Annotated in this window: 24 protein-coding genes, 1 tRNA gene and 1 pseudogene; 12 read left to right on the forward strand and 14 right to left on the reverse strand. The window is 70.3% G+C overall.

Going from position 1 to position 24,870, the window contains the following annotated elements; genetic code table 11:
- Nucleotides 1-90: 90 nt before the first annotated feature.
- From QSU92_RS02870 to QSU92_RS02880, 3 genes are all read right to left on the reverse strand, one after another.
- On the reverse strand, nucleotides 91-693 hold the full coding sequence (locus QSU92_RS02870) for a LytR C-terminal domain-containing protein (protein ID WP_289264703.1): 603 nt from the start codon (nucleotides 691-693) through the stop codon (nucleotides 91-93).
- 78 nt (nucleotides 694-771) lie between these two features.
- The gene (locus tag QSU92_RS02875; protein ID WP_141939308.1) at nucleotides 772-1,023 is read right to left on the reverse strand and encodes a DUF3263 domain-containing protein; all 252 of its coding nucleotides are present in this window, start codon (nucleotides 1,021-1,023) and stop codon (nucleotides 772-774) included.
- Between the two features lie 9 nt (nucleotides 1,024-1,032).
- Entirely contained in the window at nucleotides 1,033-2,058 is a 1,026-nt protein-coding gene (locus QSU92_RS02880) for a DUF2332 domain-containing protein (RefSeq protein ID WP_289264705.1), read from the reverse strand.
- Between the two features lie 120 nt (nucleotides 2,059-2,178).
- On the opposite strand from QSU92_RS02880, the gene msrB reads away from it, so the two are divergent.
- On the forward strand, nucleotides 2,179-2,586 hold the full coding sequence (msrB, locus tag QSU92_RS02885; RefSeq protein WP_289264706.1) for a peptide-methionine (R)-S-oxide reductase MsrB: 408 nt from the start codon (nucleotides 2,179-2,181) through the stop codon (nucleotides 2,584-2,586).
- Between the two features lie 5 nt (nucleotides 2,587-2,591).
- Nucleotides 2,592-3,152, forward strand: a complete 561-nt coding sequence (locus tag QSU92_RS02890; protein WP_289265797.1) for a nitroreductase family protein — start codon at nucleotides 2,592-2,594, stop codon at nucleotides 3,150-3,152.
- A gap of 19 nt (nucleotides 3,153-3,171) precedes the next feature.
- On the opposite strand, the gene QSU92_RS02895 is transcribed toward QSU92_RS02890, so the two are convergent.
- Nucleotides 3,172-4,119, reverse strand: coding sequence for a DMT family transporter (locus QSU92_RS02895; protein WP_289264707.1), 948 nt, complete (start codon nucleotides 4,117-4,119; stop codon nucleotides 3,172-3,174).
- A gap of 73 nt (nucleotides 4,120-4,192) precedes the next feature.
- On the opposite strand from QSU92_RS02895, the gene QSU92_RS02900 reads away from it, so the two are divergent.
- On the forward strand, nucleotides 4,193-4,855 hold the full coding sequence (locus tag QSU92_RS02900) for a hypothetical protein (protein WP_289264708.1): 663 nt from the start codon (nucleotides 4,193-4,195) through the stop codon (nucleotides 4,853-4,855).
- Nucleotides 4,856-5,056: 201 nt separating this feature from the next.
- Here the strand turns inward: QSU92_RS02900 and QSU92_RS02905 are convergent.
- Both QSU92_RS02905 and QSU92_RS02910 read right to left on the reverse strand, forming a co-directional pair.
- A tRNA-Thr gene (locus tag QSU92_RS02905) sits at nucleotides 5,057-5,132 on the reverse strand.
- A gap of 58 nt (nucleotides 5,133-5,190) precedes the next feature.
- On the reverse strand, nucleotides 5,191-6,153 hold the full coding sequence (locus QSU92_RS02910; protein WP_289264709.1) for a DsbA family protein: 963 nt from the start codon (nucleotides 6,151-6,153) through the stop codon (nucleotides 5,191-5,193).
- 260 nt (nucleotides 6,154-6,413) lie between these two features.
- Here QSU92_RS02910 and QSU92_RS02915 point away from each other — a divergent pair, with 260 nt between their 5' ends.
- Nucleotides 6,414-7,520: an ABC transporter ATP-binding protein gene (locus QSU92_RS02915; protein WP_289264710.1), complete on the forward strand. Its 1,107-nt coding sequence runs from the start codon at nucleotides 6,414-6,416 to the stop codon at nucleotides 7,518-7,520.
- A gap of 67 nt (nucleotides 7,521-7,587) precedes the next feature.
- On the forward strand, nucleotides 7,588-8,895 hold the full coding sequence (locus QSU92_RS02920; RefSeq protein ID WP_289264711.1) for a DUF4032 domain-containing protein: 1,308 nt from the start codon (nucleotides 7,588-7,590) through the stop codon (nucleotides 8,893-8,895).
- Nucleotides 8,896-8,903: 8 nt separating this feature from the next.
- Here the strand turns inward: QSU92_RS02920 and QSU92_RS02925 are convergent.
- From QSU92_RS02925 to QSU92_RS02935, 3 genes and pseudogenes are all read right to left on the reverse strand, one after another.
- Nucleotides 8,904-9,544, reverse strand: a pseudogene (locus QSU92_RS02925) (NAD(P)-dependent oxidoreductase).
- A gap of 60 nt (nucleotides 9,545-9,604) precedes the next feature.
- On the reverse strand, nucleotides 9,605-10,906 hold the full coding sequence (locus QSU92_RS02930) for a dihydrolipoamide acetyltransferase family protein (protein ID WP_289264712.1): 1,302 nt from the start codon (nucleotides 10,904-10,906) through the stop codon (nucleotides 9,605-9,607).
- Complete coding sequence (locus QSU92_RS02935) at nucleotides 10,906-13,095, reverse strand: alpha-ketoacid dehydrogenase subunit alpha/beta (RefSeq protein WP_289264713.1); 2,190 nt, start codon at nucleotides 13,093-13,095, stop codon at nucleotides 10,906-10,908. Before QSU92_RS02935 ends, QSU92_RS02930 begins: the two co-directional genes overlap by 1 nt.
- 177 nt (nucleotides 13,096-13,272) lie before the next feature.
- Here QSU92_RS02935 and QSU92_RS02940 point away from each other — a divergent pair, with 177 nt between their 5' ends.
- Nucleotides 13,273-13,773, forward strand: coding sequence for a VOC family protein (locus tag QSU92_RS02940; protein WP_289264714.1), 501 nt, complete (start codon nucleotides 13,273-13,275; stop codon nucleotides 13,771-13,773).
- Entirely contained in the window at nucleotides 13,770-14,453 is a 684-nt protein-coding gene (locus tag QSU92_RS02945; protein WP_289264715.1) for a GntR family transcriptional regulator, read from the forward strand. Before QSU92_RS02940 ends, QSU92_RS02945 begins: the two co-directional genes overlap by 4 nt.
- Here the strand turns inward: QSU92_RS02945 and QSU92_RS02950 are convergent.
- Nucleotides 14,446-15,471, reverse strand: a complete 1,026-nt coding sequence (locus QSU92_RS02950; protein WP_289264716.1) for a ketopantoate reductase family protein — start codon at nucleotides 15,469-15,471, stop codon at nucleotides 14,446-14,448. The genes QSU92_RS02945 and QSU92_RS02950 overlap by 8 nt on opposite strands.
- A gap of 125 nt (nucleotides 15,472-15,596) precedes the next feature.
- Here QSU92_RS02950 and QSU92_RS02955 point away from each other — a divergent pair, with 125 nt between their 5' ends.
- Together QSU92_RS02955 and QSU92_RS02960 are read left to right on the forward strand one after the other, a co-directional pair.
- Complete coding sequence (locus QSU92_RS02955; protein WP_289264717.1) at nucleotides 15,597-15,953, forward strand: Dabb family protein; 357 nt, start codon at nucleotides 15,597-15,599, stop codon at nucleotides 15,951-15,953.
- Nucleotides 15,954-15,958: 5 nt separating this feature from the next.
- Nucleotides 15,959-17,077 (forward strand): zinc-dependent alcohol dehydrogenase, encoded by a 1,119-nt coding sequence (locus tag QSU92_RS02960; protein WP_289265798.1) that lies wholly within the window; start codon nucleotides 15,959-15,961, stop codon nucleotides 17,075-17,077.
- Here the strand turns inward: QSU92_RS02960 and QSU92_RS02965 are convergent.
- The gene (locus QSU92_RS02965) at nucleotides 16,999-17,709 is read right to left on the reverse strand and encodes a cupin domain-containing protein (RefSeq protein ID WP_289264718.1); all 711 of its coding nucleotides are present in this window, start codon (nucleotides 17,707-17,709) and stop codon (nucleotides 16,999-17,001) included. The two genes, QSU92_RS02960 and QSU92_RS02965, sit on opposite strands and share 79 nt — an antisense overlap.
- A gap of 17 nt (nucleotides 17,710-17,726) precedes the next feature.
- Entirely contained in the window at nucleotides 17,727-18,434 is a 708-nt protein-coding gene (locus QSU92_RS02970) for an SDR family NAD(P)-dependent oxidoreductase (protein WP_289264719.1), read from the reverse strand.
- Nucleotides 18,435-18,613: 179 nt separating this feature from the next.
- Here QSU92_RS02970 and QSU92_RS02975 point away from each other — a divergent pair, with 179 nt between their 5' ends.
- From QSU92_RS02975 to QSU92_RS02985, 3 genes are all read left to right on the forward strand, one after another.
- Nucleotides 18,614-19,996 (forward strand): M24 family metallopeptidase, encoded by a 1,383-nt coding sequence (locus QSU92_RS02975; protein ID WP_289264720.1) that lies wholly within the window; start codon nucleotides 18,614-18,616, stop codon nucleotides 19,994-19,996.
- Complete coding sequence (locus QSU92_RS02980; protein ID WP_289264721.1) at nucleotides 19,993-20,862, forward strand: NAD(P)-dependent oxidoreductase; 870 nt, start codon at nucleotides 19,993-19,995, stop codon at nucleotides 20,860-20,862. The genes QSU92_RS02975 and QSU92_RS02980 overlap by 4 nt, the downstream gene beginning before the upstream one ends.
- Nucleotides 20,863-20,928: 66 nt before the next feature.
- Nucleotides 20,929-22,356 carry an amidohydrolase family protein gene (locus QSU92_RS02985; RefSeq protein WP_289264722.1) on the forward strand — a complete coding sequence of 476 codons (1,428 nt, stop codon included), beginning with the start codon at nucleotides 20,929-20,931 and terminating at the stop codon, nucleotides 22,354-22,356.
- Nucleotides 22,357-22,420: 64 nt separating this feature from the next.
- On the opposite strand, the gene rlmB is transcribed toward QSU92_RS02985, so the two are convergent.
- Together rlmB and cysS are read right to left on the reverse strand one after the other, a co-directional pair.
- The gene (rlmB, locus tag QSU92_RS02990; protein ID WP_289264723.1) at nucleotides 22,421-23,419 is read right to left on the reverse strand and encodes a 23S rRNA (guanosine(2251)-2'-O)-methyltransferase RlmB; all 999 of its coding nucleotides are present in this window, start codon (nucleotides 23,417-23,419) and stop codon (nucleotides 22,421-22,423) included.
- Nucleotides 23,412-24,818 carry a cysteine--tRNA ligase gene (cysS, locus tag QSU92_RS02995; protein ID WP_289264724.1) on the reverse strand — a complete coding sequence of 469 codons (1,407 nt, stop codon included), beginning with the start codon at nucleotides 24,816-24,818 and terminating at the stop codon, nucleotides 23,412-23,414. Before cysS ends, rlmB begins: the two co-directional genes overlap by 8 nt.
- Nucleotides 24,819-24,870: the final 52 nt, after the last annotated feature.

Here is a 24,870-nt window from a genome sequence, read left to right on the forward strand (position 1 = left end):
AGGGACCGCCGACAAGCCGGAACGGGGTCGCACGCGATTGTTGACATGCCCGCTGTCAAACATTTACGCAGGCGAAACACATCTCCCGATTCAGGGAGCGGGAGCCTCGTCATCGGGCGCCTCGGCCGTGCGGTCGAGTCCGATGACGACGGTCAGCTGCAGCGCCTGAGTCTCGTCCTCCGGGGTGTTCGGGTCATCGGCCAGCTGATAGACGTCGGTCTGCTCGATGCGCGCCCCGCCGAGCACGAGGTCGGCCAGCCCCGCGGCGGCCGCCTGGTCTCCCAGGAAGGCGTAGTAGACGGTGGTCTCGGCGAAGTCGGTCGTGCCGGCGCCGCTGGCCGAGACGGCGTCGGCGGACCATCCGGCCGCGACGATCTCATCCTTCACCTGCGTCGCCAGCCCCTGCTCCGGCGTGGCGTTGAGCACCTGCACGGCATAGGACGTGTCGATCACCGGCTCGACGGTGGGCTGCGGCGACGCCGTCGGCTCCGCATCGGGAGCCAGCTGGATGCGCCCCGACGTCAGGAGGGTGCCGAAGATGCCGACGACGATGAGCACGATGGTGGCCAGGCTCGCCCAGAGGATCACCGCCCACGGACGCATCCGAGGGTTCTCGGCGCGGTGCGCACCGAGACGTCCGCCGTCCGCGGGGAGGTCATCGAAGCGATCCCGCGGATAGGTCGTTTTCGGCACCAGAAGATGCTACCGAAGCGGGCAGGGGCAACCTAGGCGTCAGCTGGACAGAAGACCCCGGATGCCGCGTCGCGACCCTCAGCGCCCGGTGGCCGCGGTGCGGATGACCCGCGCGCGCAGGCGCGCGTCGCGGATGCGGCGGAGCCGCTTGACCAGCATGGGGTCGTACTCCTGCGCCTCCGTGGTGTCGATGAGACGCGTCAGCAGCTGGTAGTAGCGCCCCGGAGACATGCCGAGGCGGAGGCGGATGGCCTCTTCCTTGGCGCTCCCGTGCCGGGTCCACAGCGCTTCGAAGTCGAGGATCAGCCGATCTCTGTCGCTCAAAGGCACCCGCCCACGCTAACCCGGTGCCCCCGGCTCCCCCGCGCGCCACTCCACGAATGCGCCGAGCGGATCGACTGCGGCGCACGGAATCCCGTCGAGGGCGAGGACGAACCCCGACCATCGGCCCGGATCCAACGGCGGATGCCACTGATCGGCCATACCTGCAGGGGTGAGGCTGACCCAACGGGCCCCCGTCGTGGCGCGGAGGGTGTCGATCTCCGTCCGAAGGCGCGCCCGGCCCGCGCGGGGGATGTGCGGGAGGACGCCGGGCGTGGTGATCACGAGGGTGGCGTCCGCCGGAGCGGAGGCGGCGGCCTGCGCCACCACGCCCGGTTCCGATGCGTCACCCCGCCGCAACCGCGGCGGATCGGCCGCCGCGATGTCGAGCGCGGCGAGGACGCGCTGTCGTCGTCCCGTCTCACCCGGCCAGACCAAGGCGGCGAGGAACGTCCGGTCGGCCGGGTCCGCGGCATCCAGGGGTGTCAGATCGACACCTGCCCGCCAGACGACCTCGGGCAGGGCCAGGGTCTCGGCGATCCCTGCGGCGGCCGGCCCGCGGAGGGCGCTGTCGAGGACGACCGGGGAGGGCCCGTCGACGGGGTCGAGCGCAGGCCCATCGGCGTAGCGGTAGGAGTACCGGTCGGGATACAGGCACAGGCCGGCACTCGCCCCGATCTCCAGCAGGGCGATCGGCCCCGCGAGCGCGGAGAGTGCGGGAAGCAGTGCCGCGCAGCGGAGAGGCTCGTTCGTCTGCAGCGACCGGCTCGCGCACGCCTCGACGACGGCGCGGGCATGCTGCTGCGTCCACGCCGCCCACGCGGGATAATCCTCCTCGGGCGCGCCGAGGAGACGCGTGACGGCGAACACGAGCGGCGGCTGGCGGCGGGTCGGGGGTATCTCCGCCAGCATCCGCTGCATCGCCTGGTCGCCCGACACCCCCGCGGCCCAGGCCTTGTAGAGCGCCGAGCGCCCCGGCGCTTCGGTCTCGGCGAACCTGCGGTACCGCTCGGCGACGTCACGGACGGCATCGGAGTCTGGCACCTTCCCATCGTGCCGTGCTCGTGCCTCGCCGGCACCGTCGACGTGTCGCCGCATGGACGCGCCTGGCGGACCGCGCGCCCAGGGACGCGCGTCTGCGGTTGAATGGATGCAGGAGGTTCCATGTCTTACACGGTGGACAAGTCCGACGAACAGTGGCGGGCCGAGCTCAGCCCCGATCAGTACGCGGTACTGCGCGAGGCGGCGACCGAGCGCCCCTGGACCGGCGAACTGCTCGATGAGGAACGCGCAGGCCTGTACGCCTGCGCCGCCTGCGGGGCTGAACTGTTCAAGAGCGGCACGAAGTTCGACTCCCACTGCGGGTGGCCGAGCTTCTACGAGTCGATCCGACCCGAAGCCGTCGAGCTCATCGAGGACGACAGCCACGGGATGGTGCGGACCGAAGTGCGCTGCGCCGCCTGCGGATCGCATCTGGGCCACGTCTTCCCCGACGGCTTCGGCACTCCGACGGGCGACCGCTACTGCATGAACTCGCTCGCTCTGGACTTCACGCCCGAATCGCCCGCGTGAACGCGGTGAGCGAGGCGGTGTACGACGCCGTCGCCGGCCGACGCTCGTGGTCGCGCGTGACGGCTGACGCGCCGACCCATGAGGAGCTGGTCCGACTCGTCGCGGCAGCCGGGCGGGTGGCCGACCACTCGTCACTGCGTCCCTGGCGACTGATCGAGTTGCGCGGCGACGACCGCGAGCGGCTCGGCCGTGCGATGCACAAGGCCGAAGGCCACAAGGGCGCATCCACCAAACCGCAGCGCGCGCCCCTCCTCATCGCCGTCGTCGCGAGCTACCGCAAGAGCGGCAAGGTGCCGCGGTGGGAGCAGGAGGCCGTCGCCTCCGGCGTCGCACACGTGCTGAGCCTGCTGCTCGACGACGCGGGCTGGGGAGTGATCTGGCGGACCGGCCAGCACACGCGCAGCAAAGCGGTGGCCAAGGCTCACGGGCTGAAGAAGAACGAAGAGCTGCTCGGGTGGCTCTACGTCGGCGGCAAGCCGAGCGACGCCCGTCCGGGCCGGCGCACGCCGATCGAAGCCGACCGCTTCCTGTCGCGCATGCCCGCAGGCACGCGCGAGCCGCGCTGACACCGAGTCGGCGTGCGGGCTAACGTCGCAGCATCCGCCGCCACGGCACGCTCACGACGATCACCGACATCAGGGCGAGCGTGATCATGGCGATCGCCTGGAGGGCGTCGGGACTGCCGATCGCCGGCCAGAACGCGTCGATGAGGACGGATGTCGCGAGCTGTCCGACCACGACGCCGAGTCCGAGCAGCAGCACGCCGGTCGAGCCCACGATGGCCGCGGACAGGATGATGTAGACCACCCCGATCGCACCGCCGAGGTAGAGCAGCGGGTCGGTCGGGACGTGCGCGGGCAGACCGGAGAGAACGACGCTGATCGCCGCTCCCACCACAAGGATCGCGGTGCCGCCGATGAAGTTGACGAGGGTCGCCGTCAGGGGCGAGCCGACCCGCGCCCGGAGGCGACCGTTGGTCGCCTGCTGCCAGGCGATGCCGGCCCCGGTGAGGAGCGGAAGCACGAGCATCCACAGCGGCACGTCGGCGAGCGTGTCACCGCCGAGCGCGAACGCGACAGCGGCGATGGCGAGGGCGGCCCCCAGGAGCCGCGGAACGGTGACCGCAACCGCTCCAGCGGGTCCGTAGCCGGTGCGATCGAGGATGAGGCCCGACACCGCTTGACCGGCGACGACGCCCACGGTGAACAGAGAGACCCCGATGACGCCGACGGCGAGTCCCTGCGTCGCAACGGTGAGGGCGCCCGCAGCCCCGCCGAGGAGCATCCACCAGGGGATCGAGCGCTCCCTGATGCCCTGTCGAAGCGCGGTGAAGCCTCGGCGGCCGCCGGGGGTGACCGCCGTGAGGGCGGCCACGAGGAGAAGGCCCGATGCGAACGATATGACCGCGGCGACCACCCCGTCGCCGAGGCTCACCCCCAGTTGACCGTTCACGCGCGCCTGCAGCGCGGTCAGCACGCCGACGAGGACGGCGCCCGCGACGGCGAGGCTCAGCGGAAGGCGCGGGGCGGGCATCCCTCCATCATGCAGTCAGAGCCGGGGCTGTTCGGTGCAGGACGGGGCGGGGCCCACCGACGTACCCTGGAGTGTGCCCGTCACCCGTCGAACCCGAAGGCTGATCAGCTGGCTGCCCGCGACGCTTCTGGTGCTGATCATCGGCGCCGTCGTCGTCGGAACGTTCACGGTGCAGGCGTCGTGGTGGGCCGAGGACGACCCTGCGGCCTCGGCCGACCAGAAGGCGTCCGACGGCGGAAGCATGCTGACCGACGCCGGGTTCGACTACGTCAACGTCGAGGGTGTGCTGCGCGTCCGCGTCGGCGACGGGGCCCTGGCGGCATCCGATCTCGGGCTGCGCGCTAACGAGACCAAGGTCGCTGAGTTCCGCCGGCCGGTCCGTGCGCTCATCGCCGCCGGGGACGAGGTGCACGTCGTGGAGGACGTCATCACCGCCACCGCGAGAGCGGCGGATGACCGGCTGTCGTCGATCACCGTCGGAATCGACGGCGCGGGCTCGTGGCGCGGCGCTATCGACGGGCTGCAGGCGCGGGCGGCGGAGTTCGGCTGGGACGCCTCGCAGTTCGAGGGGCTGGACGAACGCCTGCTGGAGTTCAACTCGACGGGGTCGGGCGACGTGTTCGAGGTCGAGATCGGGCCGGGGTCGGATGGCGACACCGCCGTGACGGCGGAGGTCGCGTTCTTCCGCGAGGGAGGCGCGACGACGGTGTCGCTGCGCTTCGCGCCGCCGGAGTAGCGATCCGCGCCCGTCCTGCGCCCGCGCCCGCCCGTCCTACGCCCGCGCCTGTCCGCGGCGTCCTGCGCCCGCGCCTGTCCGCGGCGTCCCGCCGCGTCTGCGGCACGCGAGCCGTCAGAAAACGCGGCCCGCATCAGCCTGAGGCCGCGTTTTCTGACGGCTCGCGCCGCGTATCCGGCAACGTGCGCGCGAAGGGGGATCTGGAGCCGGCTGCGGGACTCGAACCCGCAACCCCCTAATTACAAGTTAGGTGCGCTACCAATTGCGCCAAGCCGGCAAGGCATCCCATCCTATCGATGGATGCGAGCCGGCGAGCGGCGGCGCCGGGAAGGCCGTCAGGGAGTCGGCGTCGGGGACGGCGTCTCGGTCGGGCTCGGCGAGGCCGTCTTGTAGTACGCGTCGCTGCCGATGGTCAGCACGAACTGGGAGAACTCCTGCGGGTCGTCGAGAGCGCCGACGTACGGCACACCGTTCACGAGCACCATCGGCGTACCGGTCAGGGTGACCCCGTCGGCCTCGGGGATTGCGTTGAGCGCCCGCTCGGTCGCATCCCGAGCCCAGCTCAGGAACGACTCCTCCTCGATGCACGAGCGCACGAGCCTCGGCGACTCGGCACCGGCAGCCTGGGCCAGGTCGGCGAGCTGGCTGTCGGTGAAGCCGTCGGTGTCGACCTCGGGCTGCTCACGCAGCAGCGCGTCGTTGAAGGCGAAGAACTCCTCGGGCGAGTGGGTCGCCACGCAGGCGGCCGCCGCGGCCGCGCGAAGGGAATACTTCGTGCCGTTGGACTTGGCCGTGAGCATCGCCACGGGGTGGTAGGTCAGATCCGCCGCGCCCTGCGAGACCCAGGTCTTCAGCTGCTGGACGTTGGCGAGCTGGAACTCCCGCGACCCGGTCGACAGGTAGTCGACGTACACCCGGATGTCGACGACCGCCGCCTCGGTGGGCGTCGGCGTGGGAGTGGGGGTGGCCTCGGGCGTCGCCTCGACCGTCGCGCTCGCGGCAGCGTCACCCGGAGCCGCCGCTACCTCGGGGGCCGCCACACCCGCGACGGAGGTCACAGCGAACCCGTCGTCGGTGACGTTCTGCGGGCGCAGCTCTGGGCGCGACATCGACGAGCCGACAGCCCACGTCACCATCACCGCTGCGACGGTCACGACGCCCACGGCCAGCAGCGTCAGGCCGCCACGACGCAGCCAGCGCAGACGCGACTGACGCGCCTGCACCTGCTGTGCCTTCTCGCGCACCGCATTCCGGCGTTCACGAGGGGCCGGAACGTTCGGTGACTGGTCGTGGGACATGAAACCTCTCGGACGAGTGGGGCTGCCGATGGGCAACGGGGGCGGGGCGCGGGCGAGGCGGGCCGGAGACGATGCTAATCAGGCAGGCTGGGAAAAGCCCAGACGGACACCCCTTCCCGCCCCCGCATCGCCGTCGTTCCCGCGCACGCGCACGCGTGACATACTGAGGGAGGGTGCCCGATGGTGGGCGTCTGCGGTCATACCGCTCCATTCACAACGGATCGTCCGGCACGTACCTGCCGGTGAAGGAGAAGAAAACAATGGCGTCCGTCACGTTCGACAACGCAACCCGCCTCTACCCGGGCGGCACCCGCCCCGCCGTCGACAAGCTCAACCTCGAGGTGGGCGACGGCGAGTTCCTGGTCCTCGTCGGCCCCTCCGGCTGCGGCAAGTCCACGTCGCTGCGCATGCTGGCCGGCCTCGAAGAGGTCAACTCCGGCCGCATCCTCATCGGTGAACGCGACGTCACCGACGTCCCGCCGAAGGACCGCGACATCGCGATGGTCTTCCAGAACTACGCGCTCTACCCCCACATGACCGTCGCCGAGAACATGGGCTTCGCCTTGAAGATCGCGGGCGTCGGCAAGGAAGAGCGCGCCCAGCGCGTTCTCGAGGCCGCGAAGCTCCTCGACCTCGAGCAGTACCTCACGCGCAAGCCGAAGGCGCTCTCGGGTGGTCAGCGTCAGCGCGTCGCGATGGGCCGCGCGATCGTCCGTCAGCCCCAGGTGTTCCTCATGGACGAGCCGCTGTCGAACCTCGACGCCAAGCTCCGCGTGCAGACCCGCACCCAGATCGCGTCGCTCCAGCGCCGCCTGGGCGTCACCACGGTCTACGTCACCCACGACCAGACTGAGGCCCTCACGATGGGCGACCGCATCGCGGTCCTCAAGGACGGCATCCTGCAGCAGGTCGGCACCCCGCGCGACCTGTACGAGCGCCCGAACAACGTCTTCGTGGCCGGCTTCATCGGCTCGCCCGCGATGAACCTGTTCCCGTCGTCGCTCGCGGAGGGTGGCGTCATGTTCGGCTCCGAGATCGTGCCGCTCGACCGCGACACCGTCGGCCGCGCCCACGGGTCGGAGGTCACCGTCGGCGTCCGCCCCGAGGACATCGTCGTCGGCCCCGCCGACGGCAAGGGCCTGTCCGTCACGGTGGACCTCGTCGAAGAGCTCGGCGCGGACGGCTACCTGTACGGCCACACCGACATCGCCGGCAAGCGGACCGACATCGTCGCCCGCGTCGACGGTCGCCGCCACCCGATGGCCGGTGACACCGTCACCCTCGCCGCGACCGCGGGCCACGTGCACGCGTTCGACATGGAGACCGGCGAGCGCCTCAACGACGCCCCGGTGGTCTCGAACTCCTGACACACCACGACGCGGCGCGGGCGGGTTCACTGAGCCCCCCGCGCCGCGGCATGTCCCCGGAGGAAAGATGGTCGATTCCCTGAGCATCACCGCCAGCGCGGTCGACCCGGAACTGCTGACTCTCCCCTGGTCGACACCGCTGGCCGACTGGCCGTCGCAGCACATCGTCTTCCTCCCGAAGGGCATCTCCCGCCACCTGGTGCGCTTCGCCACCCTCTCCGGCAGGGTGGTGGCGATCAAGGAGACCACGCAGGAGATGGCGCGCCGCGAATACGACATGCTGGGCAACCTGCACCGGCTCGACGCCCCCTGCGTGGAGCGCGTCGCAGTGATCGCCGGCAGGACGGATGCCGCGGGCGAGCCGCTCCCCGCCGCACTCGTCACCTCGCATCTGCGCTTCTCGCTCCCCTACCGCGCCCTATTCACGCAGGTCCTGCGTCCCGACACCGCCACCCGCCTCGTCGACGCCCTCGCGCTCCTGCTCGTGCGCCTCCACAACGTCGGCTTCTTCTGGGGCGACGTCTCGCTTTCCAACACCCTCTTCCGGCGCGACGCCGGCGCCTTCGCCGCCTACCTCGTCGACGCCGAGACCGGCGAGCTGCACGAGAGCGGTCTGACAGCGGGTCAGCGGGCTCACGACCTCGACGTCGCCCGCACGAACATCGCCGGCGAGATCATGGACCTCGAGGCGGGCGGACGTCTCGAGGGCGGTGTCGACGCGATCGCCATCGCCGACGGCATCATGGAGTCCTACCACTCCCTGTGGGGCGCTCTGACCGACACCGAGACGTTCCGCTCGGACGAGATCTGGCACATCACCGAACGCGTGCATCGCCTGAACGACCTCGGCTTCGACATCGGCGAGATGTCGATCGACACCACGCGCGACGGCACACGCGTATCGATCCAGCCCAAGGTCGTCGACGCCGGGCACCACCAGCGTCGGCTGCTGCGCCTCACGGGCCTGGACGTCGAGGAGAATCAGGCGCGCCGACTCCTCAACGACCTCGACGAGTACCGCGCCCGGGTCTCTCGGCTGGGAGCCGATGAGGAGATGGTCGCCCACGAGTGGCTCACGCGGGTGTTCGAACCCGTCGTGAAGGCCATCCCGTTCGAGTACCGGGCCAAGCTCGAGCCGGCCGAGGTCTTCCATCAGGTGCTCGAGCACCGCTGGTACATGTCACAGGCGCGTGGTCGCTCCGTGCCCCTGGCCGAGGTGCTGACGAGCTACATCGACGACGTGCTGCGCCATCGCCGAGACGAGGCGACGGTGATGGGCCCTCCCACCGAGACGACGGGGATCCCCGTCATCACCGGCGAGCTGGCCCTGGCTGAGAGCGATGAGGACGAGGTCGACTGGCGGGACCTCGTCTGAACCCCGCCTCAGTACCCGACGGTGAACCGCTCGCGGTGGTGCTTCGGCTGCTCGATCTCGTCGACCACGGCCACACCGAGGTCGGGACCGGAGATGAAGGACTCCCCGTCCGCGTCCGTCACGAGCACATCGCCGCCGTCGCGATAGGTCCCCGTCCGCTCGCCCGGGTTCCATGCCCCGAAGCCGCCCGCGGGATGCACGTAGAACCAGTCGCGATCCCCCGAGGCGGCCTGCAGGTCCTCGAGCACGCCGATCGCCTCGAGCGCCTCGGGCTTGTACTCCTCGGTGAACCCCGGCGTGTCGACGACGCGGGGCCCACCCGGCGACACCAGGCTCCCCCGGCTCCGCCGATCACACCGACGCGCACCGACGAAGGCAGCTCGCGCACGAGCTCGGCGACGGCGGGGCGCACCTGGCCCGCCATCTCGCCGCGGGCAGGAACACTGATGACGACGACGTCCACGCCCTCCAATTCGCCGACGAGACCCGGCACATCCAGGATCGTCCCCTCGATGTAGGTGACGTGGTCCATCCGTTCGCTCGGTACCGAGCGGGCGACCGAGACCACGGTGTGGCCCCGTGACGCGGCCTCCGCGGCGATGTGACCTCCGGCGTAGCCGGTTCCTCCGATGACGGCGATGCGAGCCATGGTGTGATCCTCTCCTGGTCCTGGATTCATTCAAGCCGACGATCGCTCCGGCGCCCGTCGTCACACGAGGATGCTGAGCGGATTCTCCATCTTCGCCACGAAAGCTGCCAGCCACTGGGCCGCCAGCGCGCCGTCGAGCACTCGGTGATCGGCCGAGAGCGTCACCGTCATGACCGTTCCGACGACGAGCTCGTCGTCGACCACGACCGGGGACGGGCGCGCCGCCCCGACCGCGAGGATGCCGGCATGCGGCGGGTTGATGATCGCGGCGAACTCCTCAGTGCCGTACATACCGAGGTTCGACACCGAGAAGCTGCCGCCCTCGAGCTCCTCCTGCTTCAGCCGCCCCGTTCGCGCGCGCTCGACGTGATCCGCGATCGCGGCGCTCACCTCTCCCAGCGACATCCGATCGACCCCCCGGATGACGGGGGTGACAAGACCTCCGGGAACGGAGACCGCCACGGCGATGTCGGCGTGCGAGAAGCGGTGCGTCGCCTGCTCGGTCCAGATCGCGTTCGCCTCCGGCACGTCGAGGAGGGCCGCCGCGACGGCCTTGATCACGAAGTCGTTCACCGAGATGCGCGTCGTCCTCCCCTCGTTGATCCGGGCGCGGAGCGCGAGGAGCTCGTCGACCCGGATGCGGGCGCGCAGGAAGAAGTGCGGCACGGTCGACGTGCTCTCCGTCAGCCGGCGGGCGATCGCGCGTCGCATCCCGGAGTGCGGGATCACCTCGACGTCGGCCGCGGGGGATTCCCCGGCGCGGGCCGCGGTGGGGTCAGCCGCGGGTGCACGCACCTCGGGAGCAGCCGGCGTCGAGGGAGACGGTGACGCGGGAGGGGTTCGCCCGTCCAGGTCGCGACGGACGATCCGGCCGTTCGGGCCGGTGCCGACGAGGGACGACAGGTCGAGGCCCCGCTCGGCAGCCAGGCGCCGCACGAGCGGCGAGGCGAAGAGACGGCGCGGGGGCTCGGGCGACGACGAGGGCGCGAGCTCCGCGACAGCAGGCGGCGGGAGGAAGGTGCCGTCCTCGGACGACTCCGTCCCCCCGGTCGCACCCGTCGTGACGGGTGTCTCCTCAGGCTCGTCGACGGACACGCTCTCCCCGGCGACGGCGACGTCCTCTCCCCTCGCGGCGAGCACCGCGATGGGAGAGCCGACATCGGCGGAGGCGCCTTCATCGACGAGGATCCGGGCGAGGACACCCGATTCCTCGGCCTCGTATTCGACGACGGCCTTCTCGGTCTCGATCTCGACGATCGGCTGTCCCGCCGCCACCTCGTCGCCCACGGCGACGAGCCAGCTCTGGACCGCGGCCTCGGTCGCCCCGGCGGCGAGCGCCGGCATCCGCACGACCGCGGCCATCAGCGGCCTCCCCACTCGGTCCGTACGCGTTCCAACCCGCGCACCACCTCCTCGGTGCGCGCGATGGCGGCACGCTCGAGCACTTTCGAGATACTGGGGCTCGCCTCTCCCCCGGTCACCCGCTGCACGGGCTGATCGAGCCAGTCGAAGAAGCGACGCTGGATCTCGTCCGACAGCCACGCACCGTACGACGGCCCCTGGGACCCCTGCTCGACGATGAGGACGTTGTTGGTCTTGCGGATGCTCTCACCGACGGTGTCCCAGTCCAGCGAAGCCCGGTCGAGCCAGCGCAGGTCGATCACCTCCGCGTCGATTCCCGTCTGGTTCACCGCCTCGAGACTGTGGCCGACCATCGAGAGGTAGGTGAGCACCGTCACCTCCTCCCCCGCGCGGCGGATCGCGGCGCTGCGCGGCGGGATCACGTAATCGAGGTCGCCCTCGGGAACGCGGTCTGCGGTGCCGTAGAGGTCGACGTGCTCGATGACGAGCACGGGATCGTCGAGGGCGAGCGCGGCGTTCATGAGCCCGACGTAGTCGGCGGCGCTGGAGGCCGCCACGATCCGCCAGCCGACGCTCGTGGCGAAGATCCCCGCAGGGTCCATGAGATGCTGCGAGCCGTACCCCGAGCCCATCGCGACCTTGGTGCGCAGCACAAGCGGGACGCGATTGTTGTCGCCGAACATGTGACGCGCCTTGCCGACCTGGTTGAACACCTGGTCGGCGGCGACCCACATGAAGTCGGGGTACATGAACTCCACGACCGGGCGGAACCGGCCATCCAGCGCGATGCCGCCGGCCAGACCGAAGAAGCCGTTCTCGCTGATGGGGGTGCCGATGATCCGATCGGGACCGAATGCCTTCGCAAGACCCTTGGTCGCGCCATTCGTCCCGCCGTTCAGGCGATGGACGTCTTCGCCGAGCACGATGATGCGCGGGTCTTCCGACATCCGCCGATTCATCGTCTCGGCGACGGCATCGACGAACTTGACCTCCCGCCACTCCCCGGCGTGCACGGCGGGCTCGGCCGCGACGAGACGGGCGAGCTCGCTCTCGTCGCCACGGATACCGCGGTCGACGTGGGCCGGGTCGGGCCAGAGCGCGGGACGAATGCGGGAGCGACCGGCGCTGTCGGGATCGTCCTCGATCAGCGCGGAGACCACGTCGGCCATCGCGCTGACGGCCTGCTCGCGCACCCCCTCGATCTCCGCCGGGGAGGCGACTCCCAGGGCGGTGAGCTCGCGAGCGGTCTTCTCCAGCGGGTCACGCGAGCGCCACTCGGTCTCCTCCTGCTTCGTGCGGTAGCCGAAGGCGCTGCCGGGATAGGGCCCGTTCTGGTGGAAGAACCGGTAGACCTCCGCCTCGATCACGGCGGGCCCCTCTCCCGCGCGCATGCGCGCGAGGGCTTCCTGGGTGGCGAGGTGGACGGCCAGGGGATCCATCCCGTCGACGCGCCAGGCAGGGATGCTGAACCCCTGAGCCCGGATCGAGAACCGCGGGTCCGCCGAGGCTTCGCTGGCATGGGTCGACACCGCGTAGAGGTTGTTCTCGATGAAGTACATCACCGGCAGCCGCCAGGTGGCGGCGAGGTTCATCGACTCCAGCACCGAACCGATCTGACTCGCCCCGTCACCGAAGTAGTTGATGCTGACGTCGGTGGTGCCCGCGTGCTTCTGCGCCCAGGCGTTGCCGGTCGCCAGCGGCGCGCCGCCGCCGACGATCGCATTGGTGCCCAGTGCCCCGGCCTCCAGCCACTGCAGGTGCATGGATCCCCCGCGACCGCCGGAGAACCCCTCCGCGAGGCCGAGGATCTCCGCGAGGGTGCGCTGCAGGAGGGCCCGCAGGTCGGCCGTGACCAGCGCGTCCAGGGCTAAGCCGCCGTCGGACACATGCGCGATGGCCTTGGCCAAGAACTGGTGGTGGCCCCGGTGCGACCCGTTGACCGCGTCGGATGACCGCAGCGTCACGATGGACCCGACCGCCCCGCCCTCCTGGCCGATGCTCGAGTGTGCCGGGCCGTGGACGAGGCCCTGCGCGGCGAGGTCGAGGACGGACTCCTCGAAGGCGCGGATCAGATGCAACTGACCGAGCATCGTCACCAGCAGCGCCGGGTCGGCTGCCCTCCAATCGGCGGCGGTGGTGCGCAGCTCAACCCACGGTGTTCCGGTGTCCAGCCGGCGACGTCGCGGCATCGCATCTCCTTCGATGGTCGGCGGCCGCGATCGGCGGCAATCGATACGGTACGACGGATTGGATCCAATATCAAGGCCACCGCGCCACAATCCGTGGTGATCCGGCCTCATCGGTGGCATCCTGGATCCAAACGGAAGGGGAACGCGATGGCGCGAGGGTTACCCGGGATGCGGGGGATGGACCACATCGGCATCACGGTGCCCGATCTCGACGAGGCCGAGCACTTCCTCGTGGAGGTCCTCGGTGCCGTTCCGGTCTACCGCCTCGGCCCCAAGCGCGCGGATGACGACTGGATGAGCGTCCAGCTCGGGGTGCACCCCCGCACGCAGATCCGCGAGATCCGCTTCTATCGACTCGGTCACGGGACCAACCTCGAGGTGTTCGCCTACGACGCCGCGGACGGGCAGGCCCCTCCCCCGCGCAACAGCGACATCGGCGGTCACCATCTCGCGATCTACGTCGACGACATGGATGCCGCGATCGCGCACCTGCGCGCGCACGACGTGGAGATCATGGGAGAGCCCGTCGCCAGTGCGGGAGCGAGTGCCGGACAGCGGTGGCTGTACTTCCGGGCGCCGTGGGGACTGCAGCTCGAGCTGGTGAGCTTCCCCGACGGCAAGGCGTACGAGACCAGCGCCGACACGCTCCTGTGGCACCCGGCGAGGCCGGCCGAATGAGCGCGACGGACGTCCGCAGCCGCGACGGCGACGCCGGAGCCCGCATCGCCGAGCAGGTGCGCGAGGGGATCGTGCGGGGGACCTTCCCCCCGGGAACGCGCATCCGCCAGGAGGATCTCGCCGAGCAGTTCGGCGCCAGCCGCGTACCGGTGAGAGAAGCGATCCGCCAGCTCGAATACGAGGGGCTCATCACCGTCGTCCCCAACGCCGGAGCCTGGGTGGCACGCCTCACCCTCGCGGAGTGCGAGGAGATCTATCGCATGCGCGAGCGCCTCGAGCCGTTGCTGCTCGGCTACAGCGCACCACTGCTGACCGGAGAAGCGATCGCCGAGCTCGGCGCGCTCGCCACGCGGATCAGCGAGGTCGGCGCCGACACCGACGCGTTCCTCCAGCTCGACACCGAGTTCCACCTGCGCAGTTACCGCGCCGCCCGCACCGCTCAGCTCGGAGAGCTGGTGGGCAGGCTCTGGAACGCGACGGCGCCCTACCGGCGGGCCTACGTCTCCTCATGGGCCGAGGAGTCCCGCCGCATCGCCCACGAGGAGCACCATCTCATCGTGGCCGCCCTCCAGGACGGCGACACCGAGGAGGCCGAACGGGTGTTGGCCGGCCACATCCGACGCACGCGCCGTCAGCTGGCGCGGAGCCCCGAGATCTTCGCCCCCGATCCGCTCACCTGAGCGCGTCGAGGAGGAGGGGGAGGTGAGAGGCCCCCGGCTCGATCTCCCCACGCTCGATCCGGTGGGCGATCTCGGTGATCGCCGCGTTGACGGGGGTGGGTATCCCGAGCTCGGCGCCTCGGCGCACCACCTCGCCGTTGAGATCGTCGACTTCGCTGTGCCGCCCCTTCCGCCAGTCCTGCAGTACGGTCGTCGTCGCACCGGGCACGACGAAGCCGGCGAAGAGGCGATCGGTCATCACCTCGACCGCCCCTCTCGGATCGTCGAGGTCGGCCGGTTCGAGACCGAAGATCGGCAGGATTCGGTGGCCGAGGGCTCCACCCACGGCCAGGGCTTCGTCACCGGCCGCGACCATGACGTCGCGGAAGCCGGGCTGATGGAGCGCGTCGAGCATCGGCAGACCGAGGATCGCCGATGTCACGAGAAGGGTGCAGTTGCTGACGAGCTTCATCCACTTGGCACTGAGGATGTCATCGAACCGCGCCACGGTGCCCGAGAGCGCGAGCAGATCAGCCACCGGCTCGATCGCCGCCGTCCCACCGGGAAGCGGGCCCACGGCGAACCAGGAGCGCTCCCGCGGGGTGTGCCGATGCACCACGGCGGGCTCGGTCATCGTCGCGGAGCACTCGATCACCGCTCCGACCGCCCGTGAGGCGCCCACCGTCTCGGTGACGGCGTCCGCGGTCATCCCGTTCTGCACCGCCGCCATCACGCCGTCGGCCTCAAGATACGGCGCGATCAACCGGCTCGCCCAGCCGGCGTCGTACGCCTTCATCACCAGCAGCACGACATCGAAGCCCGATCGCAGCTCGGCGACCTCGCAGAGATGGATGATGCGGGGGCGCACGTCAAGCTCGTCATCAGGGGTGATGATGCGCAGGCCCTCCGACCGGATCGTCTCGACGTGCGCCGGCCACTGCTCGACGAGTGTCACATCGACGCCCGCACGGTGCAGGTCCGCTCCGATCGAGGCGCCGTTGGCGCCTGCACCGACGACGGCGACGCGGGGACCGACCATGGTTCCTCCCGAATTCGGCGACAGGCGACGATGCCCGTCGAGCCAGCGTGTGTATCAAGCGAGAGTGTACAGTTCGGCTTGCCGCGCGGCACGCGCTCGGTCTAGCGTAGGAACGACGTCCGCTGATGCTGGACACTGCTCCGGCTTTCGACGAAGAGAGCGAGAACACCATGATCCTGCACCTGGTCACCTTCCGATGGGTCGACGGTGTCACCGACGAGCGCGTCTCCGCGCTGACGGAGGCTCTCAGCCGGATGGCCGAGGGCATCGACGTGCTCCGGTCCTACGTCGCGGGCGCGAACCTCCACCTGCGACCCGGCGGCGCCGACTACGCCGTCGCGGCAGTGGTCGACGATGCGGCCGCGCTCGACGCCTACCTCGACCACCCGCTGCACGCAGCGGTGTACCGCGACCACCTCGGTCCGATGATCGCCGACCGCTCGGCCGTGCAGCCCCCCCTGTCATCGGGCACTCTGACGTGACGACGATGCGCGCCGCCGTGCTGCGCGCAGTCGGCGATCTTCGCGTGGAGGACCGGCCCGTCCCCGTACCTGCACCGGACGAGGTGCTCATCCGAATCGCGGTGTGCGGGGTGTGCGGGTCGGATGCCACGGAGTTCGGGCGGGGGAAGGTGCTCGCCGAACCGCCGGTCGTCCTCGGCCACGAGTTCGTCGGCACGATCGAGGCGGTCGGCTCGGAGGTCACCGACCTCTCCCCCGGCGCCGTGGTCGTCTGCGGCGCGGGGATCTCGTGCGGTGGCTGCGCACCCTGTCGTGCCGGACGGACGAACCTCTGCCGCACCTACCGCACGCTCGGATTCCACCGCGACGGAGGCTTGGCCGGCTTCGTCGTCGCACCGGCGGCGATCGTCTACGACGTCAGCGCCACAGGGCTCACGGCCGACACGCTCGGGCTCGCTCAGCCCATGGCGATCGCGGTGCACGCCGTGCGCCGCAGCGGCCTGAAGACCGGGCAGGACGCCGTGGTCGTCGGCGCCGGGGGCATCGGCGCGTTCATCGCCTTCGCCGCCGCCAGCACCGGGGCGCGCGTGCTCGTACTCGATCGGAACGACGACCGGCTCGACCTCGCCCTCCGGCTGGGAGCCGTCGCCGCTCGGAATGCCCGGACGACCGGACTCACCACGGCGATCGAGGACGCCGGGCTCGAACCCGAAGTGTTCTTCGAGGTGTCGGGGAGCTCCGAAGGACTCGCCCAGGTGCTCGGCGCCGCGCGCCCCGGGGCAACGCTCGTCCCGGTGGGCATCCAGCGCGGCGAGCCCGCTCTGCCCCTCGGGTCGTTCACCCTGCGCGAATTCACGATCGTCGGGACCGTCGCCCATGTCTTCCGCGACGACATCCCCGAGGCGGTCAGACTGCTCGGCACCCGCCCCGACTGGTCGGATGTCGCGGGGACCGTCGTTCCGCTGGAGGATGTCGAGGAGGCGGCGCTCCGCCCGTTGCTCACCGGCGGACCACGCCAGATCAAGACGCTCGTCGACCCGTGGATCGGTTCCGCGCGCAGCGCCCGTCACCGCGACGCGGGGTCTGCCAGCCCTTCCATCGCCCGCAGCACGTCCACTGCCGAGGCGGGCGCGCCGGCGGAGTGACCGACCTCATCGGCGTGATGGCCACCGGGGGCGACGGGCATCTCCTGGTGGTGCTGGCGCCTCCCGACGACGAACCAGACCCCGCGCGCGGGCTCGTCGCCGCGGTTGGAGAACAGGTGGGGTCTCGTGGAGTCGAAGTGCAGCGAGTCCCCTGCACGCAGGACGTGGGTGTCGAATTCGAGCTGCAACGTCAGCGCCCCTTCCAGAAGGTAGGCGTATTCGACTCCCGCGTGCCGCATGAGCTTGCCCTCGATCGAGCTGCTCGCGCCCGGCTGATAGGTGACCAGCAGCGCATCGGCGGGGCCTCCCGGCCGTCCTGCGAGGCGCTCCCAGCGCACGCCGTTCTCCATCTCGATGGCCGGGTTCTCCGCGCCGCGCTGGATCGCCGACGCCGCCGCCTCGGCGGGGGCATCGGCCGGGGCGGTGGCCGCCGCGCCGCCGACCAGCTCGTCGAGGGACACCCCCAGGTGGCTGGCAATGGCGTACAGGGTCGAGACGGACGGCTGTGTCTTGCCGATCTCGACCTGCGACACCAGGCTCGCCGACACCCCCAGTGACTGGGCGACCGAGCGGAGGCTGAGCCCGCGACTCACGCGCGCGGCGCGGATGCGGGCTCCGAGATTGTCAGCCATCCCCTGATTCTCGCCGGTCAGAGCAGCGCCGTGCCACGATCGACCGGCAGATTGACCGCCGAGACGCCTCGATTGCGCAGCAGGAACTGCGTCGCATCCACCACATCTGCCATGGTGGCCAGCTTCCCGCCCGGCGTGTGTCGCTCGTACTGCTCGAGGACCCCGGCGGGTTTGGAGGCCCAGAACGGGCTGTCGCCGATGATCCCGGGGTGCAGGGCGTTGACGCGAATGGGCGCGAGTTCGAGGGCCAGGGTGTTGATGAGACCGGTCACGCCGCCGTTGATCGTCGACACGGTGGTCGAGCCAGGGTAGGGCAGGTCCTTCGCGCGGCCGCCGAACAGGACGATGCCGGTGTCGGCAGACACGGGCATGCGATCCAGCAGCGCGCGGATGGTCGCGGCGTAGCCGATGAGCTTCAGTGTCGTCAGCCGAATGGCGCGGTCGATGTCGTAGTCGCGGATGGTGTTCGCATCGCGCTCGATCGCCGCGAGCACGAGTCCATCGACGGCCTCGACGGAGGAGAGACGGTCGGCGACCGTGTGGGGTTCGGAGATGTCGAGGGCCACACCGCGGGCCCCGGATCCGAGTTCGGCGGCGATCGTCTCCGTGCGTGCGCGGTCACGACCGGTGATGACCACCCGGTCGCCGCGTCGCACGCAGTCCGCGGCGATCTCCCGCCCGATGCCCGACGTTCCTCCGACCACGACGATGGTGCGTTGGCTCACATCTCCTCCTTGCGATGTCGCCGACTCCCCGCTCGCCTCCCCGGCGAGTCGGGCTCGCGGATGGCGAAGGGAGTCAGAAGTAACACTGGACATCGGTGTCCAGTAACGCTTTACTGAGGAAGTAAACTCGACGCGAGAGGTGAAGTCAAGACACCCTCGCCGGCGAAGGAGAACACTCGATGAAGAGCACCGGTACGACGGGTCCTGCGGCGGTCGATTGGGAAGAGCGCGTCGACATGGAGCGGCTGCGTGATGCGCGGCTGGCCCGGCTCCACGTGGAACTCGATCGTTCTCACCTCGGGGCGGTGCTGGCCTTCGATTTCTCCAACATCCGGTACATGAGCGGTACCCATATCGGCACGTGGGCGATGGACAAGCTCATCCGCTTCGCGCTGCTCACCCGGAAGACCGACCCGATCGTGTGGGACTTCGGGTCGGCTGCCAAGCACCACGCGCTGTACAACCCATGGCTGGACGTCACCACCGCCGAGGCGGACGCCGACCCGCACGCACCGCACGAGGGCGCGAAACGGCCCCGGGCGGAGAGCGGCGCGCGGGCGGGGATCTCGACGCTGCGCGGAGCGTTCCCTCCCGACGCGGACCTTGCCGGTGATGTGGCCCGCAAGATCAAGCGGGAGCTGGAGAAGTTCGGGCTCGCGAACGAACCTCTCGGGGTGGACGTGGTCGAGATGCCGGTGCTGATCGCGTTGCAGCGGGAGGGCATCGAGGTCGTCGACGGCCAGCAGGTGTTCATGGAGGCCCGCCGCATCAAGACGCACGATGAGATCCGCCTGCTCACCCAGGCCGCGTCGATGGTGGACGCCGCCTATGAGGAGCTCTACCGGTTCCTACGCCCCGGCGTCCGCGAGAACGAAGCGGTGGGGCTTGTCGCGAAGACCCTGTACGACCTGGGGTCGGAGTACGTCGAGGGGGTCAACGCGATCTCCGGAGAGCGCTGCTCCCCCCACCCGCACGTCTTCTCCGACCGGCTGATCCGACCCGGCGACCCCGCCTTCTTCGACATCCTGCACAGCTACAACGGCTACCGCACCTGCTACTACCGCACCTTCGCCGTAGGCTCCGCCAGCCCGGCGCAGAAGGACGCCTATACCCGCGCCCGCGAGTACATGGACCGGGCCATCGCCCTGGTCCGCCCCGGCGCGACCACGGCCGACATCGTCGCGGTATGGCCCAAGGCCGAGGAGTTCGGGTTCCCCGACGAGATGGCCGCGTTCGCCCTGCAGTACGGCCACGGCGTGGGCCTGTCGATCTGGGAGAAGCCGATCTTCTCCCGCCTGACCTCCTTCGACCACCCCGAGACCCTCGAAGAGGGCATGGTGTTCGCCCTCGAGACCTACTGGCCCGCCGCCGACGGCTGGGGTGCCGCCCGCATCGAGGAGGAAGTCGTCGTCACCGCCGACGGCTGCGAGGTCATCACCAAATTCCCCGCCGAGGAGCTCATCGTCGCCGGGCGCCGCTACTACACCATCGACGGACCCCTCAACCTCAACCGCGACGCGCAGTCCCACCTGAACACCGTCTGGGGGCGCGGCGAAGCGTGAGTACCATCGCGTTCCTCGGTCTCGGCTCGATGGGATCGGCCATGGCCGGCCGCCTCATCGACGCCGGCCACGACGTCGTGCTGTGGAACCGCTCGCCGGACGCAGCCGCCCCGCTGATCGAACGCGGTGGCACGATGGCGCCGTCGGCGGCGGACGCCCTCGGCGCGGACGTCTCCTTCTCGATGCTCGCCGACGACGCGGCGATGACGGCCGTCCTCACCGATGATGCCGTCGACCGCGCGCGCGACGGCATCCACGTCGCCATGGGCTCGATCAGCCCCGCTCTGGCCGAGGAGCTCGACACCCGGTTCGGGGCGGTCGGCGCGCGCTACGTCGGCGCCCCGGTCCTCGGTCGCCCGGCCGTGGCCGCGGAGGGGAAGCTCAACATCCTCGCCGCGGGCCCCGCGGACGCGGTGGACACCGTCGCTCCCCTGCTGGACGTCCTGGGTGTGCGCACGTGGCGCCTCGGGACCCGTCCCGCCGTGGCCAACGCGGTCAAGGCGGCGGTGAACTACAACATCATCCACGCCATGCAGGCGATCGGCGAGACGGTGGCGATGACCGAACGCCTCGGCGTCGACCCCGGGCAGTTCACCCGGCTCCTCGCCGAGACGCTGTTCGGAGGGGTCGTGTACACCGGCTACGGCCGGATCATCGCCGAGCAGGCATACGATCCGCCGGGGTTCCACATCGCCCTCGGGCGGAAGGACCTCGATCTCGCGCAGCAGGTCGCGACATCCGTGGACGCCGACCCCGCCACCCTTCCCGCCCTCATCTCCGTGTTCGATCGCGCCCTCGCCGATCCCGAGCTGAAGGACCTGGACTGGTCCGCCATCGCGGAGGTGAGCAGACGCCGGCCGAGCTGAGACCCACACCCGAACCCGCTTCGCCCCACATCGCAACGAACCGCCCGTCAAGGAGGATGAGCGTTTATGCCTGAAACCCCGCTGCCGCAGAGCGGCCAGCCCATCGTGTTCCGTCACGGCATCGTCTTGACCATGGATGACGCCCACACGGTCCTTCCCGACGGCGATGTCCTCGTCGTCGACGGGAAGATCGCCGAGGTCGGAACGAACCTCTCGGTCCCCGACAACACCTTCGAGATCGACGCCGCCGGCGGCATCCTCATGCCCGGCATGGTCGACACCCACCGGCACATGTGGCAGACCGCCATGCGCGCCTACGGAGCGGACTGGACGCTGACGCAGTACTTCGTCTGGTACTACCTCCAGCACGGCGCGAAGTTCCGCCCCCAGGACTATGCGGCCGGCAACCTCATCTCGGCTCTGGACGCGGTCGAATCCGGCGTCACGACGAGCGTCGACTGGTCGCACGGCCTGCGCACGCCCGAGCACGGGTGGGCCGCCTATGAGGCCCTGGCGAACTCACCCGGGCGGTTCGTCTTCGCCTACGGCAACATCCACGTCTCCCCGTGGGAGTGGACCGCCGATCCGGAGGTGCAGAAGATCCTCACCGCCTCCCGGGACGACTCGCGCATGTTCGGCACGCAGATCGCCTTCGACGTGCCGAACCAGGACGAGAACTTCCCCGAGCTCGCCGCCTACCACGTCGCGAAGGACCTGGGGCTGCGCGTCACCACCCACGCGGGCGTCTGGGGCGCCACCAACGACTGGGGGATCCGCAATGCCTACGCCGCCGGGGTGATGGACGAGGGGTTCACCTACGTCCACGCCGCGACGCTGTCGGCCGACTCGTACCAGAAGATCGCGGCCACCGGCGGCAACGTCTCCCTCGCCACCGAATCCGAGGACACGTGCGGTCAGGGCTACCCGCCCGTGCACCAGCTGCGCAAGTACGGCATCCCCACCTCCCTCTCGGTCGACACCAGCGTGTGGTTCAGCGCCGACCTGTTCTCCGCCATGCGGGCGACAGTCAACGCCGATCGTGCCCTCGAGCACTACCTCGCCCACCAGCTCGAGCCGGCGGAGACCGTGACGCACGTGAAGCTGCGCGCCGAGGACGTCGTGCACATGGCGACCCGTGGCGGGGCGCAGGCCCTTGGAAAGGACGGCGAGATCGGATCGCTGGAGAAGGGCAAGCTCGCCGATGTCGTGCTGCTGAAGAACGAGCACTCCGCCACCTGGGCGCCGCTGGTGAACCCCTGGGGTCAGGTGGTGTACCAGGCTCAGCGTGGCGACGTGCACACGGTGCTCGTCGGCGGCGAGGTCGTCAAGGCCGACGGGCGGCTCGTGGCCGGCGACCTGCCGGATGTGAAGGCCAAGCTCGACGACACGGTGTCCTACCTCGAGCGCGAGGTCGGCGACGAATGGGTCGCCGGGATGCACCCCGAGATCCCCGAGGTCGAGGTGCTCTACAACCCGTACCAGTACAAGAAGTAGCGCGCCCCGCCTGCGGGTGACGTGCCCGGGGCGGCGTCTCGACGAAGCCGGACGCCGCCTCGGGTCATCCCGTCGGTTTCGGGGCGCGCAGCGTCGCGACCTGGTAGAGGGCGACGGATGCCGCGATGCCGGCGTTGAGGGATTCGGCAGCCGTGGAGATCGGGATCGACACGATCTGGTCGCACGTTTCCGTCACGAGGCGTGACAGGCCCTTGCCCTCCGAGCCCACGACGATCACCACAGGTCGATCTGCGAGCTGAAGGTCGGGGAGGGCGATGTCTCCCCCGCCGTCCAGGCCCAGGACGAAGACGCCCTGCTTCTTGAACTCCTTCAGCGTCGTGGTGAGGTTGGCCGCGAGCGCCACCGGCACACGGGCCGCCGCCCCCGCGCTGGTCTTCCACGCCGCCGAGTTCACTCCCGCCGAGCGGCGCTGCGGCACGAGGATCCCCTGTCCGCCGAACGCCGCGGTGGAGCGGATGATCGCTCCCAGGTTCCGCGGGTCGGTGATGCCGTCGAGGGCCACGAGCAGCGGGGTCTGACCGCTGTCGATGATCTTCTCGAGGAGATCCTGCGGGTGGGCGTACTCGTAGGGCGGCACCTTGAGCGCCACGCCCTGATGCACGCCGTCGAATCCCGCCATCCGATCGAGCTCGGGACGCGTGACTTCCAGCACCGGGATGTCGCGGTGCGTCGCGATCGCGAGCATCTCCTTCACCCGATCGTCCATCTCCACCCGCTGAGCGATGTAGAGAGCGGTGGCGGGGATCTTCGCGCGGAGCGCCTCGAGCACGGAGTTGCGGCCGGTGACGTTCTCGGTGTCTTCGTCCCTCTTCGGCGCCCGGCGCGCCGCGGAGGTGCCGGCGCCGCTCGAGCGTCCCTTGCCGCCTGCGGCGGCGTACCGCTCGGCTGCGGCTTTGCGCTTGCCCGCGGGGTGCCAGGCGCGATCCTCGGCCTTGGGTGTCGGTCCCCGACCCTCGAGAGAGCGGCGGTTCTTTCCTCCCGACCCTTTCGTGGCGCCCTTCTTCTTGCCGCGACCGGCGGAGGGGTTCCCTGGCTTAGCCATTCGTCAGACTCCAATGCGTTCCATCGGCGGTGTCCTCCAGGACCACGCCTGCTGCGGCGATCGCGTCGCGGATGCGGTCCGCGCTCGCCCAATCCTTCTCGGCGCGCGCCCGTGCGCGCTGCGCGATCATCGTCCGCACCAGTGCGTCCAGCGCCGCGGCCTCGGCGCCGCCCCCCGAGCGCCAGCGGGGGTCCTCCGGATCGATGCCGAGGATGCTCACCGAGACGGCGACATCGGCCCACGCCGCGCGCGCGGCATCCTTATCCCCCGCATCCAGTGCGGTATTGCCCTGGCGCACCCGCTCGTGGACGACGGCCAGAGCCTGCGGGACGTTGAGGTCGTCGTCCATCGCCGCGGCGAAGGCGTCCGGAACGGTCGCCGCCATCACCGTGTCGTCATCGGCCTGCGCGAGCGTCCGGGCGGCGCGCTCGAGGAACGAGCGGATCCGCTCCACCGCGGCGGCCGCCTCCTCGAAGCTCGAGGCCGTGATGTCCAGGCTCGAGCGGTAGTGGGCGGCAGCCAGGGCGTAACGCACGACGAGCGGGTCCTGCTCGCCGAGGACGTCGGCAGCCGGGAGGTAGTTCCCGAGCGACTTCGACATCTTCTGGTCGCCGACGGTCACGAGTCCGTTGTGCACCCAGTAGCGCGCGAAGCCGTCACCGGAGGCCGCGGACTGGGCGAGCTCGTTCTCATGGTGGGGGAAGCGCAGGTCCAGACCGCCGCCGTGGATGTCGAACGCCGGGCCGAGGTAGCGCCGCGACATCGCCGAGCACTCGATGTGCCAGCCGGGTCTGCCCGGCCCCCACGGCGATTCCCACGTCGCCGACTCGGGCTCATCGGGCTTGGCGCCCTTCCACAGGGCGAAGTCGCGGGGGTCGCGCTTGCCGCGCGGGTCGGCGTCGGCCGCGGGCTCCATCGCGTCGAGGCTCTGCCGGGTGAGGTCGCCGTACGACGGCCACGAGCGCACGTCGAAGTAGACATCGCCCTGCGCGGCATAGGCGTGCCCGCGCTGGATGAGCCGCTCGATGAGGGCGATCATCTGCGGAATCGACCCGGTCGCCCGGGGTTCGTAGGTGGGGGCGAGGATGCCGATCTCGGCGTAGGCGCGGGAGAACTGCTGCTCCATGCGGTAGGCCAGCGCCCACCACGACTCCGCGTCCGTCGCGTTCGCCAGCACCTTGTCGTCGATGTCGGTGACGTTGCGGACGAACGTCACCCGGCCGTAGCGGTGCCGCAGCCACCGCCGCAGGATGTCGAAGCTCAGGGCTCCGCGGAGGTGCCCGATGTGCGGCTCGGACTGAACCGTCGGTCCGCAGACGTACACGCTGACCTCGGCGGGGTCGAGCGGCACGAAGTCGCGCAGGGCCTGCGCTTTCGTGTCGTAGAGCCGGAGAGTCACCGACCCAGCCTACCGGCGCGCCCGTCGGTCCCACGCGGGGCTGTCCTGGCCG

Source organism: Microbacterium sp. ET2, from assembly GCF_030347395.1.
Taxonomy (GTDB): Bacteria; Actinomycetota; Actinomycetes; order Actinomycetales; family Microbacteriaceae; genus Microbacterium; species Microbacterium albipurpureum.